Source organism: Clostridium tyrobutyricum (assembly GCF_019144085.1).
GTDB classification, from domain to species: domain Bacteria; phylum Bacillota; class Clostridia; order Clostridiales; family Clostridiaceae; genus Clostridium_B; species Clostridium_B tyrobutyricum_A.
On the sequence record NZ_JAHHUY010000027.1, the window covers coordinates 1 to 15,373 of the forward strand.

General features: G+C 30.6%; 18 protein-coding genes and 1 pseudogene. All 19 read left to right on the top strand.

The features are described 5' to 3' along the window. Nucleotides 1-876: pseudogene (locus KM800_RS11460) on the top strand (hypothetical protein); the annotation flags it as partial. 709 nt (nucleotides 877-1,585) lie between these two features. Further along, complete coding sequence (minC, locus tag KM800_RS11465; RefSeq protein WP_217813201.1) at nucleotides 1,586-2,227, top strand: septum site-determining protein MinC; 642 nt, start codon at nucleotides 1,586-1,588, stop codon at nucleotides 2,225-2,227. Between the two features lie 13 nt (nucleotides 2,228-2,240). Beyond that, complete coding sequence (gene minD, locus KM800_RS11470; RefSeq protein WP_217813202.1) at nucleotides 2,241-3,038, top strand: septum site-determining protein MinD; 798 nt, start codon at nucleotides 2,241-2,243, stop codon at nucleotides 3,036-3,038. 11 nt (nucleotides 3,039-3,049) lie between these two features. Beyond that, nucleotides 3,050-3,319 (top strand): cell division topological specificity factor MinE, encoded by a 270-nt coding sequence (gene minE / locus KM800_RS11475; RefSeq protein ID WP_017751247.1) that lies wholly within the window; start codon nucleotides 3,050-3,052, stop codon nucleotides 3,317-3,319. A 75-nt stretch (nucleotides 3,320-3,394) separates the two neighbouring features. Continuing rightward, entirely contained in the window at nucleotides 3,395-4,516 is a 1,122-nt protein-coding gene (gene rodA / locus KM800_RS11480; protein WP_217813203.1) for a rod shape-determining protein RodA, read from the top strand. Between the two features lie 17 nt (nucleotides 4,517-4,533). After that, entirely contained in the window at nucleotides 4,534-4,914 is a 381-nt protein-coding gene (gene mgsA, locus KM800_RS11485) for a methylglyoxal synthase (RefSeq protein ID WP_217813204.1), read from the top strand. Nucleotides 4,915-5,047: 133 nt separating this feature from the next. After that, nucleotides 5,048-5,407, top strand: a complete 360-nt coding sequence (locus KM800_RS11490; protein WP_217813205.1) for an endopeptidase — start codon at nucleotides 5,048-5,050, stop codon at nucleotides 5,405-5,407. 21 nt (nucleotides 5,408-5,428) lie between these two features. Continuing rightward, on the top strand, nucleotides 5,429-6,277 hold the full coding sequence (locus tag KM800_RS11495; RefSeq protein WP_217813206.1) for a M50 family metallopeptidase: 849 nt from the start codon (nucleotides 5,429-5,431) through the stop codon (nucleotides 6,275-6,277). A 54-nt stretch (nucleotides 6,278-6,331) separates the two neighbouring features. Next, complete coding sequence (locus tag KM800_RS11500; RefSeq protein WP_217813207.1) at nucleotides 6,332-8,191, top strand: TIGR03960 family B12-binding radical SAM protein; 1,860 nt, start codon at nucleotides 6,332-6,334, stop codon at nucleotides 8,189-8,191. Continuing rightward, nucleotides 8,157-8,867: a TIGR03936 family radical SAM-associated protein gene (locus KM800_RS11505; RefSeq protein WP_217813208.1), complete on the top strand. Its 711-nt coding sequence runs from the start codon at nucleotides 8,157-8,159 to the stop codon at nucleotides 8,865-8,867. Before KM800_RS11500 ends, KM800_RS11505 begins: the two co-directional genes overlap by 35 nt. 17 nt (nucleotides 8,868-8,884) lie before the next feature. Further along, nucleotides 8,885-10,321, top strand: a complete 1,437-nt coding sequence (locus KM800_RS11510; protein ID WP_217813209.1) for an Rne/Rng family ribonuclease — start codon at nucleotides 8,885-8,887, stop codon at nucleotides 10,319-10,321. Between the two features lie 136 nt (nucleotides 10,322-10,457). Further along, the gene (rplU, locus tag KM800_RS11515) at nucleotides 10,458-10,772 is read left to right on the top strand and encodes a 50S ribosomal protein L21 (RefSeq protein WP_217813210.1); all 315 of its coding nucleotides are present in this window, start codon (nucleotides 10,458-10,460) and stop codon (nucleotides 10,770-10,772) included. Nucleotides 10,773-10,774: 2 nt separating this feature from the next. Then, nucleotides 10,775-11,101, top strand: a complete 327-nt coding sequence (locus KM800_RS11520; protein ID WP_017894832.1) for a ribosomal-processing cysteine protease Prp — start codon at nucleotides 10,775-10,777, stop codon at nucleotides 11,099-11,101. Between the two features lie 4 nt (nucleotides 11,102-11,105). Then, the gene (rpmA, locus tag KM800_RS11525; protein ID WP_217813211.1) at nucleotides 11,106-11,408 is read left to right on the top strand and encodes a 50S ribosomal protein L27; all 303 of its coding nucleotides are present in this window, start codon (nucleotides 11,106-11,108) and stop codon (nucleotides 11,406-11,408) included. A 73-nt stretch (nucleotides 11,409-11,481) separates the two neighbouring features. Further along, nucleotides 11,482-12,756, top strand: a complete 1,275-nt coding sequence (gene obgE / locus KM800_RS11530; RefSeq protein WP_217813212.1) for a GTPase ObgE — start codon at nucleotides 11,482-11,484, stop codon at nucleotides 12,754-12,756. Nucleotides 12,757-12,777: 21 nt separating this feature from the next. Next, nucleotides 12,778-13,380, top strand: coding sequence for a nicotinate-nucleotide adenylyltransferase (gene nadD / locus KM800_RS11535; protein WP_217813213.1), 603 nt, complete (start codon nucleotides 12,778-12,780; stop codon nucleotides 13,378-13,380). A gap of 28 nt (nucleotides 13,381-13,408) precedes the next feature. Beyond that, the gene (gene yqeK / locus KM800_RS11540; protein WP_217813235.1) at nucleotides 13,409-13,978 is read left to right on the top strand and encodes a bis(5'-nucleosyl)-tetraphosphatase (symmetrical) YqeK; all 570 of its coding nucleotides are present in this window, start codon (nucleotides 13,409-13,411) and stop codon (nucleotides 13,976-13,978) included. A 13-nt stretch (nucleotides 13,979-13,991) separates the two neighbouring features. Next, nucleotides 13,992-14,372: a RidA family protein gene (locus tag KM800_RS11545; RefSeq protein ID WP_217813214.1), complete on the top strand. Its 381-nt coding sequence runs from the start codon at nucleotides 13,992-13,994 to the stop codon at nucleotides 14,370-14,372. 68 nt (nucleotides 14,373-14,440) lie between these two features. Then, nucleotides 14,441-15,343 (top strand): RluA family pseudouridine synthase, encoded by a 903-nt coding sequence (locus tag KM800_RS11550; protein WP_217813215.1) that lies wholly within the window; start codon nucleotides 14,441-14,443, stop codon nucleotides 15,341-15,343. Nucleotides 15,344-15,373 lie beyond the last annotated feature (30 nt).

The window sequence follows — 15,373 nt, forward strand, 5'->3', positions numbered from 1 at the left end:
ATAGAAATTGACAATGATATATCTTCTGGTAAAAATAATGGAGTTTCACAAATAGCAAAGATTATTCTGCTATTGAAAAGATTGGATAGTGCAGCAGAGACATATCTTGTTCTTGCAGCTGATACATACGATTTAAGCTCTAGAAATACTTTAGTGTATAATTATTTAAGGTCCTTAAGATATACAGGTTATGCATGGCTATTAACACTAGGACCAAATGATCTAGGCTTTATAGAATACTTGAAGCAAGGTGAAAGTGATCTTGTAAATGAAATAACACCATATATTCAAAATGATAATACATTAACAGCATATATACACAATAAGGGAACTGACTTGCCGCATTTATCTGCAACAACACTAGGATATAATAGATTAGTATTAGATCATATTGTTCCAGATTTTTGGACAGGTTGGGGAGGTGATGTAGCAACTGCAATGGCAGATTTAACAGACTTAAAAAATAAGCCGGAAAATGTAAATAGATCATTAGATGAATTAGCAGTTGAGATCATTGGAAGTACTTCATATAGTTGCTCGAGAATGGATATCGAAAATGATATAGATGCCATATACCTTGCTGAAAAAATTAAGGATAATAAAGTTGGAAATTTGATTGATGAGTATTTTTCAACTGTAGATGGATTAGTTAGAAGAAATATATTATTAAACAATTTGGGACTTACTGGTATTACTATACATCAATTAAATAGTAAAATTTATGATATTATGACCGGTGATGATGGATTTAGAAAAAAAATAGGTGGATCTTCTTTATTAAGCCTTGCAACAACAAAAGAAGGAATTAAGCCGACTAGTGAAATAGAACAGGCAACTACATTAGCTTTTTCTAAATATATATTGAACACTTTGTAATTATAAATAATAAACATCAGTATAGGTCAACTTACTGATGTTTATTATTTTTTTTAGAAATAAAGTAATTAAACAAAGTAGACATACAAATAAACAGTATAGGCCATATAATAACTATAGAATCTCTTTCGGTAATTATATCTAAAAAAGATGTATATCTAAAATTTGTGTTAATATAGTTGAAATATATGTATGGCATAAAAATCAGTGTAGGTGCTAAAATAAGAATTAATATATTATAAATTTTTTTACTTAATTTATTCTTATAAAAACAATATAAAATAAATGTAACAAATGTTAAACTAACACAAAAGTATTTATCTTTTACATTGGTGCTAATATATAATAATATTACCAATACATGTATAGATATACTGAATAAACATAGTATTATAGTAATAGTTCTTAAAATTTGATTAATTATTCGCATAACAATACCTCCATTAATAAGCATTAACCACTTCTTTAATCTGTAGATTATAATAGATTTTAAGTTAGATATATTCAAGATTAGCCTTATCTGTATTTATCAATCAAGAAGTCTTTTTATTATTGATTTTACTGAATAAAAATAATAGTATTCCTATTTTATACCATAAATTAAATTGTTTGCAAGTTCTATTATTTCTCAAAATAAAATCATAAATTAGCAGGATTTACAGTAACGGTGTTGAATAATATAATAGGTGTATTATGGAGGTCTACTGACATGTTCGATAATAATGATAATAATATAGTAATTAAAGGAAATAGAGATGGAATAAACATAATTATAAATATGAATAAGTTTAGAGATTTTGATGATATGGTTGAAACTTTAAATAGGAGGCTTTCACCGGGAAAAACTTTTTATAAAGGATGCACCCTTAAAATAACTACTGATTTTAAATACATAACTGATAGACAATATAGAAAGCTTAAAGATATTTTATTCGAAGAATTTTTGATAAAGGATTGTATATTTGAAGACAGAGAGGAAAAATCCACCAAAATATTTTCAGGGATTTATGAAGGGCGGACTAAATTTGTACGAAGGACAGTTAGAAGTGGACAGGTTGTAAATTATTCTGGTAATATAGTTATAATTGGTGATGTGAATTCCGGATCTGAAATATATGCAGGAGGTAATATAATTGTCTTTGGTGCACTCAGGGGTTTTGCCCATGCTGGATTTAGCGGCAACTCCAAGGCAATAGTTGCTTCATTTTATCTTGAACCTGAAATGCTTCAAATTGCAAACGTGGTAACCAGGTCACCAGAAGACAGTATAAAGCCAAGATATCCTGAAGTAGCACGAATTAGAGGTAATACAATAATTGTTGAGCCTTATTTACCTAACAAATTTATATAATGGAGGTTTTTTTATGGGAGAATCAATTGTAGTCACATCAGGTAAAGGAGGAGTTGGTAAAACTACTACTACAGCTAATATAGGAACGGGATTAGCTGGACTGAATAAAAGTGTGGTTTTAGTTGATGGAGATACGGGACTTAGAAATTTAGATGTTCTTATGGGACTGGAAAACAGAATTGTATTTACACTTATAGACGTAATAGAGGAAAAATGCAAATTAAAGCAGGCACTTATAAAAGACAAAAGATTTGCTAATTTATATCTTTTGCCTACAGCACAGACAAGAGATAAAGAAGATGTAAATAGTGAGGATATGTTTAATCTAATATCCCAATTAAAGAGAGAGTTTGATTATGTTATAATTGATTGTCCTGCAGGAATTGAACAGGGATTTGAAAATGCAATTGTAGGAGCGGACAGAGCATTAATTGTAGTCAATCCTGAAGTTACATCTGTAAGAGATTCAGATAGAGTAATAGGAAAATTGGATTCCAAGGGGCTTGAAAATCATCAACTTATAGTAAATAGAATAAATTATGAAATGACTAAAAATGGACAAATGCTTGATGTAAATGATATATTGGACAGCCTTGCCATAGAATTAATAGGTGTAGTACCTGATGACAGGGAAATAACAGTATCAACAAATAAAGGGGAACCTGTAGTTTTAGATAACAAATCAGTATCTGGACATGCATTTAGAAATATAGCAAAGAGGATAACCGGCGAGAATGTACCATTTATGGATTTAAGTGCAGGTCAGCAGGGATTCCTTTCATCTATTAAAAAATTATTTGGTATTAAATAGGAGGTAATTTGATGGACTTATTTAAGATCTTTTCAAAAAAGCCTTCTAAAGAGGTGGCAAAGGAAAGATTAAGATTAATACTTATACATGATAGATCCAATATGTCCCCTGATTTATTGGAAAATATAAAAGAGGATATTCTAAAAGTATTGTCAAAATATATAGAAATTGATTGTGGAGATGTAGAAGTGAAGATGACAAGTGCTGAAGAAGATGTAGGAGAAGGATCTCCAGCATTGGTTGCAAGCATACCCATCAAAAAAGTAAAGCACAAAAATTAGCTATGTATAAATTTGTACATAGCTTTTTAATAACTATATGGTATAATTTATATAGTTATAATGGAGGTAGATAAAATGCTTGAAAAATTGGCTATTGACAGAAGACTTTTAAGAGAACTTGACTTTACAATAATTATAACGGTGTTGATTATTGCTGTATTTGGAGTTTTGAATATATATAGTGCTACCCGTATGACATCAGGATTTAGTTATTTGAAAAGTCAGCTTATATGGATAATAGGTGGAATTATATTGACATATATTATATTGGTTGTTGATTATAAGATAATAGAAAATTATTCTAGTATAATATATTGGTTTGGAGTATTTTTACTTGTCCTAAATTGCATCCCGGGTATTAAATCTACGGTTAACGGAGCTGCATCATGGATAAAATTAGGATCTATTTCCTTTCAACCATCTGAGATTGCCAAAATAGGAATTATTGTAATGTTGGCAAAACAGCTGGATGATATGGATGGAAATATAAACAATATTAGAAATTTTTTAAAATTGACAATTTATGCATTGATACCTATGGCTCTTATAGTAAAACAGCCTGATTTGGGAATGACAATGGTCTGCTTTTTTACTGTATTTGGCATATATTTTGTGTCAGGACTTAATTTGAAAAGTATAGGTATAGCTGTTGCAGCTGTTGCAGGAATAGTAACTATAGCGTGGAAATCTTCACTTATAGAAAAATATCAGAAGATGAGAGTGCTGGCATTGTTTAGTCCGGAGAAATATGCTAAAAGTTACTCACTTCAGCTTCTGCAATCTCAAATAGGAATAGGATCTGGAGGAGTGCTTGGAAAGGGATTTCTAAAGGGAACTCAAATTTCAGGAGGCTATGTTCCATTTGCATCTACTGATTTTATATTCTCTGTAGTAGGAGAGGAATGGGGATTCTTGGGAGCTGGAGTACTCATATTGTTTTATGCCATTGTACTATATAGAATTATAACTATATCACGGGAGTCCAAGGATATATTTGGGTCAGTAGTATGTGTTGGAATGGTATCTACAATGTTGTTTTCAATACTGCAGAACATAGGAATGACCATAGGGCTGTTTCCTATAACAGGAATCACACTGCCTTTTATGAGTTATGGAGGAAGTTCTCTTTTAAGTGCATTTATTGGCCTAGCTCTCGTATTAAATATAGGAATGAGAAGAAAAAAGATTAATTTTTAAATCAAGGGGGAAGATCAATGAGAATTGCTTTTATAGCACATGACAAAAAGAAAGATGATATAGTGGATTTTGTAAGAAGATACAAGGATGTTTTTAAAGAACATGAATTGTTTGGTACAGGAACTACTGGAAAGCTTATAAGTGAAATTACAGGATTGGAAGTGCATAGATTCCTTTCAGGACCTTTAGGAGGAGATCAGCAAATAGGAGGAAGAGTTGCTCAAGGTGATATAGATCTTGTATTTTTTATGAGAGATCCACTTACAGCCCAACCTCATGAACCTGATATATCTGCACTACTTAGAATATGTGATGTGCATAGTGTACCTCTGGCTACCAATCTTGCAGCTGCAGAAGTATTTGTCAAAGTTCTTGGAATGCATGTAAACAATAAATAGTAATCGTATAATGAGAGAAATCAGTATAAGATTTATGCTGGTTTCTCTTATTTTTATGCTGCTGTTTATCATAATTTACAAGTATTTTAAATATATATAGGTTATGTATAATGATATAGAAGGGTGATAAGTTTTGGGATATTACAATTCACAATACGAAGATTATTACAATCAGTTAAAAGGAAAAGCTAAATATATTCCACATTACAATAAAACTAATAATAGCAATAATAAATTTAATATAGGAAAGTTTATTACGAAGAGGATTATAAGGGATTTAACGGGGGTTTTGATTTTATCTGTTATTGTAGTGGGATGCAGGTTTATATCAACTCCTGGAACTAAAGCTGTATATAGTTATTCTAAAAAAGTTATAAATGAAACCTATGATTATAATAGTATAAAAAATCGGATAAAAAACATTTCGTTTAAAGATATACAAGATGAGACCAAGAATGTAATCAATAGAGTGCAAATTAATTTGCCGAATTAGAATGTTTGTGAGACAGATTTCTTGATAAAAATAAGCAGATATTTTATTCCATATGTAATATTTTTAATTATCATAGGCTATAGAGAACAAATTCTTTATACATTTATAGTGGTTTTTTGTCATGAACTAATACACTATATATTTGCAAGACATTATAATATTTCCGGATTTGATATAGAATTTATAGCTGTTGGAACAGTTATAAAACTAAAGGATTTAGACGAAGCCACCCCAAAAGAGGATATTGCAATTTCAGCTTGTGCACCTCTGGCAAATTTAGCTTTTTCACTAATATTTTATACTATTTATTCAAAGTCAGGCATGCATGTATTTTATACATTTAGCTGTATAAATTTAGCTATAGGAATATTTAATTTAATACCTGCTTTTCCTTTGGATGGAGGTAGAATATTTAGAAGTATTCTAAATCTTAAAACCAATTATAGAAAAGCTAATAAAATTATGATTAGAGTGAGCATTATTATAGGTATTATATTAATGCTTATTTATGTAATAAGTTTTTTAAAGAAGTATAGTGTATTTAATGTAGGAATCATAGGACTGTTCATAGTCATGTCCTCTCTTAAAGAAAATGAAAGGATAGCATATATAATTATGGGAGATATATTTAAGAAAAAATATAAATTTATAAAAAGAGGTTATATAGAGAATAGGCACCTATCCATACATTACAAACAGAATTTGTTAACGGCTATGAGTATGTTTGATAAAAATAAGTACAATGTATTTATGGTATTAAACGATTCAATGAAGGTTATGGACATAGTGTATGAAGAAGAAATAGTAGATGCACTCAAGATATATGGTAACATTACTTTAGAGGAATTTTTGAAGAATAATAGTGTTTAAAAAAAATTATTCTTATGTTAGAATATAGAAATGTACTTAAGAGGAGGATTTTTAATGAACAGAATTTCTGATGATATATTATTTAAAGTAGAGAAGCCTGCCAGATATATTGGGGGGGAACTGAACTGCTTTATAAAAGATAAAAATAATATAGATGTAAGATTTGCGTTTTGTTTTCCAGATGTATATGAAGTAGGAATGTCTCATCTTGGAATGAAAATACTTTATTACATTTTGAATAAAAGAGAAGATACGTATTGTGAAAGAGTCTTTACACCTTGGCCTGATCTTGAAAATTTAATGAGAGAAAAGGAAATATTGTTGTACGCTCTTGAAAGCAAAGATCCCATTAAGGATTTTGATTTCATAGGATTTACACTTCAATATGAAATGAGCTATACAAACATACTAAATATGCTTGATTTGGCGGGGGTACCTATAAGGGCTTCCGAAAGAAGTGAAGATGATCCTTTAGTAATATGTGGAGGACCATGTGCATATAATCCTGAGCCGTTGTATGATATAGCAGATTTGTTTTCTCTTGGTGAAGGAGAAGAGCAACTTCAGGAGATAATAGAAGTTTATAAAGAATATAAGGGAGATAAAAAGAAATTTTTAAGAGAGGCATCTCATATAGAGGGAGTATATGTACCATCACTTTATACTGTGGATTACAATAATGATGGTACAATAAAAAAGTTTAGTCCCATATATGAAGATGTCCCTTCTAAAGTAAAAAAGACAATAATAAAGGATTTAAACAAAGTTGATTATCCTGATAAGCTTATAGTACCATATACTGATATAGTTCATGACAGGATAATGCTTGAAACATTTAGAGGATGTACAAGAGGCTGTAGATTTTGTCAGGCAGGTATAATATATAGACCAGTTAGAGAAAAAACAACTGATAAACTTTTAGATCAGGCAGATAGTATTATAGAAAATACAGGTTATTCGGAAGTTTCCCTTACGTCCTTGAGTATATGTGATTACTCTGATTTAAAAAATCTAGTACACTCATTTATGCTGAAATATGGAGGGGATAAAGTTGGTCTATCACTACCATCTCTTAGGGTAGACTCTTTTTCTGTAGGCCTTATAAATGAAATACAGAAAGTAAGAAAAACAGGACTGACTTTTGCACCAGAAGCAGGAAGTCAGAGAATGCGTGATGTCATAAATAAGGGAGTTACTGAAAAGAATCTTATGGACTCAGTAAAAAGTGCATTTGAATCAGGATGGTCTACTATAAAATTATACTTCATGATAGGACTTCCTTATGAGACTATGGATGATATAATCGGGATTTCTGATTTAGCAGAAAAAGTTGTAGATCAGTACTTTTCAGTACCAAAGGAAAAGAGAAAAAAAGGATTAAAAGTAACTGTAAGTACGTCTATATTTGTTCCAAAACCATTTACTTCTTTTCAGTGGTCACCACAAATAAAAATGGAAGATGTTAGAGAGGAAATACAGGTACTTAGAAAATCCATTAAAAGAAAGCAGATAACCTATAACTGGCATGAAAGTCCTGTAAGTTATTTGGAGGCCGTATTTGCAAGAGGAGATAGAAGACTTTGCGATATATTGGTGGAAGCTTTTAAAATGGGTGCCAAGCTGGATGGATGGTCAGAGTATTTCAATTTTGATGTATGGACTTTAGCATTTGAAAAATGTGGAGTTGATGGTGATTTCTATGCCTATAGACAGAGAGACTATGATGAAATTTTACCTTGGGATTTTATAGACGTAGGAGTAAATAAAGAGTATTTAATAAGAGAAAATGAAAGAGCCAAATTATCTGAAGTAACTCCAGATTGTAGATTGGTATGCGAAAATTGTGGAGTAAATATTAACCTGGATGGGAAGTGTTTTAATGGTTCGGTATTTAATAAAATTCAGCAAGGATAGCAGTATAAAATTTATTGGCCATTTGGATCTTATGAGAACAATACAGAGAATGATGAGAAGATCAAAACTTCCAGTAGAGTATTCAAAAGGTTTTAATCCACATATAAATATGTCAATTGCTCAGCCGCTTTCAGTAGGTGTATATTCTTGCGGGGATTATATGGATGTTTGTTTTGAAAAGGAAGTTTGTGAAAATCATATAAAAGAAAAATTAAATGAAAGTGCACCTGCAGGAGTAAAGATATTTAAGGCAGACAAAATAAATGATATTCCAAATAAGAAAACATTTAAATCAATGGCTGAAGTTTATGCTGCAAAGTATATTATAAAAATAAAGTATTCAAATCCTTTAAATGCTTTATCCAATATGGAGGAATTATTAAAAGAAGATCAGTGGAATACATTAAAAAAGAGCAAGCGAGGAAAAGTAGAAGCAAATATAAAAAAATTTATAAAGAGCATAAATTATAAATTAAAAGATAATGTACTTGTAATAGATACAGTAATAAGTTGTGGAAGCAGGGAAAACCTGTCTGCAGAACTTTTGGGACAATATATTCAAGAGAGAACAGAAGGATCTGACAAAGATGCTTTTATAGACATAATGAGAGAAGAAATGTATGGAAAGATTGATAATAAATTAATTACACTTGATAAACTAGTGGCGTTTAACTGAATAGAAGGTGTGAAATTTTGAAAAAGATATTTATAGATAGAAATGAGAAATTTTTGAGGATTGCATTTAGAGAACAGGATATACTTAAAGAATTATTTTTTCAACAAAATGGTCAGCCATACCCAGGTGAAGTGTATAAAGGTATAGTAAAAAACATAGTTCCTGCTATAAAATCTGTTTTTATAGATATAGGTGAAAATAAAAATGTATATATGTATCTTGATAATAGATTGAAAAATTCAAAGTTGAAAAAAGGACAGGAAATTCTTGTTCAGGTTATAAAAGAGGATCTTGGGAACAAAGGTGCACGTGTATCAAATTGTATAAATATACCCGGGAAATACTGTGTTTTAAATAACACTGGTAAAGGTATTGAGTTTTCAAAAAAAATAATTGATAATGAATTCAAGAAAAATATTATACATAATTTACGCATACCGGATGGTATGGGGATAATGATTAGGACATTAGGTCATGAAGTTTCTTTAGAGACTATAAAAATAGAATTTGATAGCCTTTATGAAATCTATAAAAAAATAATTATAAAGAATGAATACTCTTTAAAACAAGGGCTGATTTTTTCAGGTGATGGAATGATTGGAAAAACATTGAAAGATAAATTACAGGATGATAATTTTATGATATATGTTGACAATGAAGATGATTATGAAAAAATAAAGGTACATTTAGAACAATATAACTATAATATAAATAATATTGAATTTTATTCAGGCAATAGAAATATATTTGATTACTATAATATAGAAAATGAAATACTATCCCTTAGAAATAAAAGGGTTTATCTAAAATGCGGTGGATACATAGTTATAGATAAGACTGAAGCAATGTATGTTATAGATGTAAATTCAGGAAAGAATGTAAAGGGAAGTTCTATGGAGCATACTGTGTTTATTACAAATCTACAGGCTGCACAAGAGATTGTAACACAGATAAGATTAAGAAATCTAAGTGGAATCATTTTAATAGATTTTATAGATATGGATAAGCAAGAAAACAAATTGCAAATTTTAGAATTACTGAGAAAAGGATTTTTTGATGACAAAAATAAAACTCTAGTATATCAATTTACAGAGCTTAATCTAGTACAAATTGCTAGAAAAAGATTTGGAAGATCTATATATGACAGTATAGAGGAAAAGTGTAAATGCTGTAGGGGAAGTGGAAGTAGAATCAAGTTTTCCTATATAAGTATGTTAATAAAAAGTGAGATAGGAAGAATAAATGAGGAAGGCATTATACAGAATATTCATATTGAAATTGGAAATACTTATAAAGGAGACGTTGAAAAAAGCACTCAATATTTTTTGAACAGTATAGGATCAAAACATAAAAATATATATTTGACATATTCAGATACTGAATATTTTAAAGTGGAGCCCCTTGTATTTTCAAATCAAATTGATGAATTTAAAAAATTTAAATTAAATAAATAGATGGAGTTTTCTAAGCTTTACAAAGAAAGTTATGTATGCTACAATACCATGTGTAGACCGCTCGAATTAGGTTTGATAAATTGTATACTTAAATATACATACCTTTTAGGCGAGACTGGATTGAGGAGGTGTTTTAATGTACGCAGTTTTAGTTACTGGAGGAAAACAATATAAGGTTTCAGAAGGAGACGTTATATATGTTGAAAAGATCAATGCTGATGTGGATTCAACAGTTGAAATTGACAATGTACTTGCAGTAAGCAAGGAAGATGGCAAATTAGTTGTTGGAAAGTCTGAATTGGAAAGTGCTAAAGTAAGTGCCAAGGTTTTAGCTCAAGGAAAGAATAAAAAGATAGTTGTATTCAAGTACAAGAGAAAGATAGACTATAGAAAGAAACAGGGACATAGACAGCCATATACTAAATTACAGATAGAAAAAATTGATGCCTAGATATGATTAAGGTGGAATTTGAAAAAAGGTCCTTTAAATTGATATCAGTTAAATTAAAGGGTCATGCAGATTCAGTAGATGATGGATATGATCTTGTATGTTGTGCTGTTTCTGTCTTATCGCAGAGTATATTGATTGGATTGACAGAAGTACTTAAATTTAATGTGAAATATTCTATAGATGATGGATTCCTAAGTTTTTCATTAAAGGGTATGTCAGCATTACATATTGAAAAGTGTCAGGTACTTATGGAAACTATGTTGCTTGGCTTAAAAAAAATAGAATTTAATTATGATAAATATATAAGTATAAGTGTAAAGGAGGTGTAGTTGTATGTTCACAATGGATCTTCAATTATTTGCCCATAAAAAAGGAATGGGTAGTACAAAAAATGGTAGAGATAGTGAATCCAAGAGACTTGGGGCTAAATCTGCAGATGGAGAATTTGTTTTAGCTGGAAACATATTAGTTAGACAGAGAGGAACAAAAATTCATCCAGGAAATAATGTTGGTAGAGGTTCTGATGATACTCTTTTTGCTAAAGTAGACGGAATAGTTAAATTTGAAAGAGTAGGAAGAGATAGAAAAAGAGCTAGTGTGTATCCTTTACCTGAGGAAGAATTAGTAGTTGAATAATACTGCATAGGACACCCTTATAGGGTGTCTTTTTTAAAATAATAACATATTTGAATTAGAAGGAAGTGATAAAATGTTTGTAGATACTGCTAGAATATTTGTAAAATCAGGAGATGGAGGAGATGGAGCCATATCCTTTAGAAGAGAAAAATATGTTCCTCTGGGTGGACCGGATGGAGGAGACGGAGGAGACGGAGGAGACATAATATTGGTAGCTGATGCCAACAGTACTACTCTCTTGGATTTTACTTACAAGAGAAAGTATAAAGCTGAGAGAGGTACAAATGGTGCTGGATCAAAATGTTTTGGTAAAAAGGGAAAAGATCTTTATATAAAAGTCCCAATGGGTACTGTAGTTAGAGATGTAAATACCAATAAAATAATGGTGGATTTATCTCATCCTGGCGATAAATATACAGTAGCAAAAGGTGGCAAAGGTGGAAAGGGAAATGTTAGATTTACTACTCCTACAAGGCAGGCACCTGAATTTGCCGAACCTGGAATGCCAGGAGAAGAACAATATATTTCCCTTGAACTTAAAGTGTTGGCTGATGTGGGACTTATTGGATTCCCTAATGTAGGCAAATCAACATTGCTTTCAGTAGTTACCAAGGCAACTCCCAAAATTGCTAATTATCATTTTACAACATTAAATCCTAATTTAGGAGTAGTTGATGTTCCTGGAATAAATAGTTTTGTAATAGCTGATATACCAGGTATAATAGAGGGAGCTTCAACAGGAACTGGACTTGGACTTAAATTTTTAAGACATATTGAAAGAACAAGAATTTTAATACATGTTGTAGACATATCTCAAATAGAAGGCAGAGATGCTTTTTCGGATTTCATTAAAATTAATGAGGAATTAAAAAAATATGATGTTAAGTTATGGGATAGACCTCAGATAATTGCTGCCAATAAAGCTGATATGCTTTACGATGAAACCGTGTTTGAAGAATTTAAGAACAAGTTGGCAGAATTGGGATATGACAAAGTATTTAAAATATCTGCAGCTACGAAACAGGGATTGAATGAATTGATGAAGGAAGCTGCTAGAATGCTTAGCAATATACCTGTTAAGGATATGGAGATAGATGAAGCGGATAGATTTGTACCTGAAGAAAAGAGATTTACCTATACTGTACGAAAAGAAGAAACTACTTATATAGTTGAAGGTAGTTTTGTAGATAGACTTCTTGCCAGTGTTAATGTAAATGACTATAATGAGTTGAGATATTTTTATAAAGTATTAAAAAATAAGGGAGTTATGGCAGAACTTATAAATATGGGAATAAAAGACGGAGATATTATAAGATTAAATGATTTTGAATTTGAATATCTTCTATAATATATGTGGAGAGAGAAATATATGATTAAAAAGGCTATTTTTGGTGGAACATTTGATCCTATACATAATGGGCACATACATATAGCTTATGAGGCATTGTATGCTCTTAAATTGGATGAAGTAATATTTGTACCATCAGGTACACCGCCTCATAAATTAGGAAATAAAATAACTGATTCTTCTATTAGATTTGATATGGTTGGGAAGGCTATACAAGAGGAAAGAAAATTTTTGGTAAGCGATTATGAAATAAAGAAGAAAAATTTAAGTTACACATATGATACTTTAAAGCACTTCAATAAAGTAGAAAATGGTATTGAATGGTATTTTTTAACAGGAATGGATTGTCTAATGCAGGTGGAAGAATGGAATAATCCAAAGGGAATATTTGAATTGAGTAATTTTATAGTATTTAATAGACCTGGCTTCAATATGGAAAACATAAAACAACAAAAGAAGAAAATTGAAAACAAATATGCAGCGAAAATTATATTTTTGGATGCACCTCTTTTAGACATATCCTCAACTAATATAAGACAGAATATTAAAATGGGAAGAAATATAAGTTATCTTTTACCAGAAAGTGTTTATGATATAATAAAAAAGTATGAACTTTATAAATAGAATATTTTATGTTGGAGTGATGATAAAAATGTGGGATGAGGAACAGATAGAACAATATTTGAAGGCTAATCTTAAACCAAAGAGATATCAGCATAGCCTGGGTGTTAGGGATACAGCCGGCAAGCTGGCTAATAGATATGGAGCAGATGAAAAAAAAGCTAGATTAGCAGGCCTTATTCACGATTGTGCAAAGTGTATGTCAGATAGTGACTTGATATCCATTGCAAATGAAAATGGAATTAATATAGATGAAGTTTTAGAAGAAACCCCTAATCTTCTTCATGGAGCAGTAGCTTGTGTGATTGCAAAAGATAAGATGGGGATAAATGATAGCGATATATTAAGTGCTGTAACTTATCATACTACAGGAAAACCTAATATGACTATTCTTGAAAAGATAATTTATTTGGCAGATTACATTGAACCTATGCGAGATTTTCCTGGAGTTGATGATATACGACAGGAGGCAGGAAAAAGTCTGGATAAGGCATTGTTACATTCATTCAACAGTACAATAAGACATGTGCTAAATAAAGGCCAGCTTCTGCACTTAAATACTATAAAAGGTAGAAATTTTTTAATTTCTCAATATAAATAAATGGAGGGTTTTTATGACAAAAGAAATAGTAAGTACTAAAAAAGCACCAGCTGCAGTAGGACCATATTCACAGGCTGTTAAGGCTTGTAATCTTTTATTTGTTTCAGGACAAATACCATTGGATCCAAAAACAGGTGCACTTGTTTCAGGAGATGTTCAAAAAGCTGCTGAAAGATCTCTTGAAAATATAGGAGCAATTTTAGAAGAAGCAGGTACTTCATTTGATAATGTTGTTAAAACTACAGTATTTGTAAAAGATATAGGTGATTTTGCAAAAGTAAATGAAGTTTATGCAAGATATTTCAAAAAAGACATGCCTGCAAGATCTTGTGTAGAAGTAAAACTTCCCAAAGATGCTCTTGTAGAGATAGAAGTAATAGCATTATTAAAATAATTTTATAGTTGATTTTATATGTTAGTTTGCAGTATATACTGCAGACTAACAAAATATAGGAGAATAAAATGGAACATAAAAATAAGTTGCTATTTAATATAAATGAAGATGAACAGGGCTTAAAATTAAGAGAGTATCTTAGAAAAAATCAAAGACTATCTGGAAGACTTATAAAAAGTGCTGCTTTAGATGGAAGGATAGAAGTTAATAATAAAAGAGTAAAGCTTAATTATATAATAAAATCTAAAGATAGGGTATCTGTGGACATATGTAAGAAGGAAACTCAAAACATTGATCCAGAAAAGATGGATTTGGATGTTGCATATGAAGATGATGATATAATAGTAGTAAACAAGAGGCCTGGAATGGTTGTACATCCTACCAAGTGTTATCAAAGTGGAACTCTTGCCAATGGATTGATATATCATTTTAGGCAAAATGGTGAGCAGTGTATAGTTAGGTTGGTCAGTAGACTTGATATGGATACTTCAGGGCTTGTAATAGTAGGCAAAAATCAATTTTCACATATGGCTCTTGCAAGAGATATGAGGGAAGAAGATTTTGAAAAAAGCTATATTGCAGTAGTTCATAATACAATGATAGATAAAAAGGGAGTTATAAATCTTCCTATATATAAACCTGAGGGAATGGGAATAAAGAGAATAATAGACGAACGAGGGCAGAAGAGTATAACTCACTACAGTGTACTTAAAAGTTTAAGTTTGGGAGATGTTGTCAAACTGACTTTAGAAACAGGTAGAACCCATCAAATCAGAGTACATTTAAGCAATATAGGATATCCAATCTATGGAGATACATTATATTGTGAAGAAGATGATTCCAAGTATATAACCAGGCAGGCACTTCATGCATATAGACTTAGATTTCCTCATCCTAGAACAGGTAATATATTGGAAATTGAAACTGAATTACCTAAGGATATGAAAGAATTAATAGAAAAGATAAGCTAAAAACTTTGATTCATTATAAGTTTTTAGCTT

Bases quoted from the DNA above. Each gene is read 5' to 3' on its own strand.
- minC (WP_217813201.1), top strand. From the start codon at position 1,586: ATGTTCGATAATAATGATAATAATATAGTAATTAAAGGAAATAGAGAT.
- minD (WP_217813202.1), top strand. From the start codon at position 2,241: ATGGGAGAATCAATTGTAGTCACATCAGGTAAAGGAGGAGTTGGTAAA.
- minE (WP_017751247.1), top strand. From the start codon at position 3,050: ATGGACTTATTTAAGATCTTTTCAAAAAAGCCTTCTAAAGAGGTGGCA.
- rodA (WP_217813203.1), top strand. From the start codon at position 3,395: ATGCTTGAAAAATTGGCTATTGACAGAAGACTTTTAAGAGAACTTGAC.
- mgsA (WP_217813204.1), top strand. From the start codon at position 4,534: ATGAGAATTGCTTTTATAGCACATGACAAAAAGAAAGATGATATAGTG.
- KM800_RS11500 (WP_217813207.1), top strand. From the start codon at position 6,332: ATGAACAGAATTTCTGATGATATATTATTTAAAGTAGAGAAGCCTGCC.
- KM800_RS11505 (WP_217813208.1), top strand. From the start codon at position 8,157: ATGGTTCGGTATTTAATAAAATTCAGCAAGGATAGCAGTATAAAATTT.
- rplU (WP_217813210.1), top strand. From the start codon at position 10,458: ATGTACGCAGTTTTAGTTACTGGAGGAAAACAATATAAGGTTTCAGAA.
- KM800_RS11520 (WP_017894832.1), top strand. From the start codon at position 10,775: ATGATTAAGGTGGAATTTGAAAAAAGGTCCTTTAAATTGATATCAGTT.
- rpmA (WP_217813211.1), top strand. From the start codon at position 11,106: ATGTTCACAATGGATCTTCAATTATTTGCCCATAAAAAAGGAATGGGT.
- obgE (WP_217813212.1), top strand. From the start codon at position 11,482: ATGTTTGTAGATACTGCTAGAATATTTGTAAAATCAGGAGATGGAGGA.
- nadD (WP_217813213.1), top strand. From the start codon at position 12,778: ATGATTAAAAAGGCTATTTTTGGTGGAACATTTGATCCTATACATAAT.
- yqeK (WP_217813235.1), top strand. From the start codon at position 13,409: ATGTGGGATGAGGAACAGATAGAACAATATTTGAAGGCTAATCTTAAA.
- KM800_RS11545 (WP_217813214.1), top strand. From the start codon at position 13,992: ATGACAAAAGAAATAGTAAGTACTAAAAAAGCACCAGCTGCAGTAGGA.
- KM800_RS11550 (WP_217813215.1), top strand. From the start codon at position 14,441: ATGGAACATAAAAATAAGTTGCTATTTAATATAAATGAAGATGAACAG.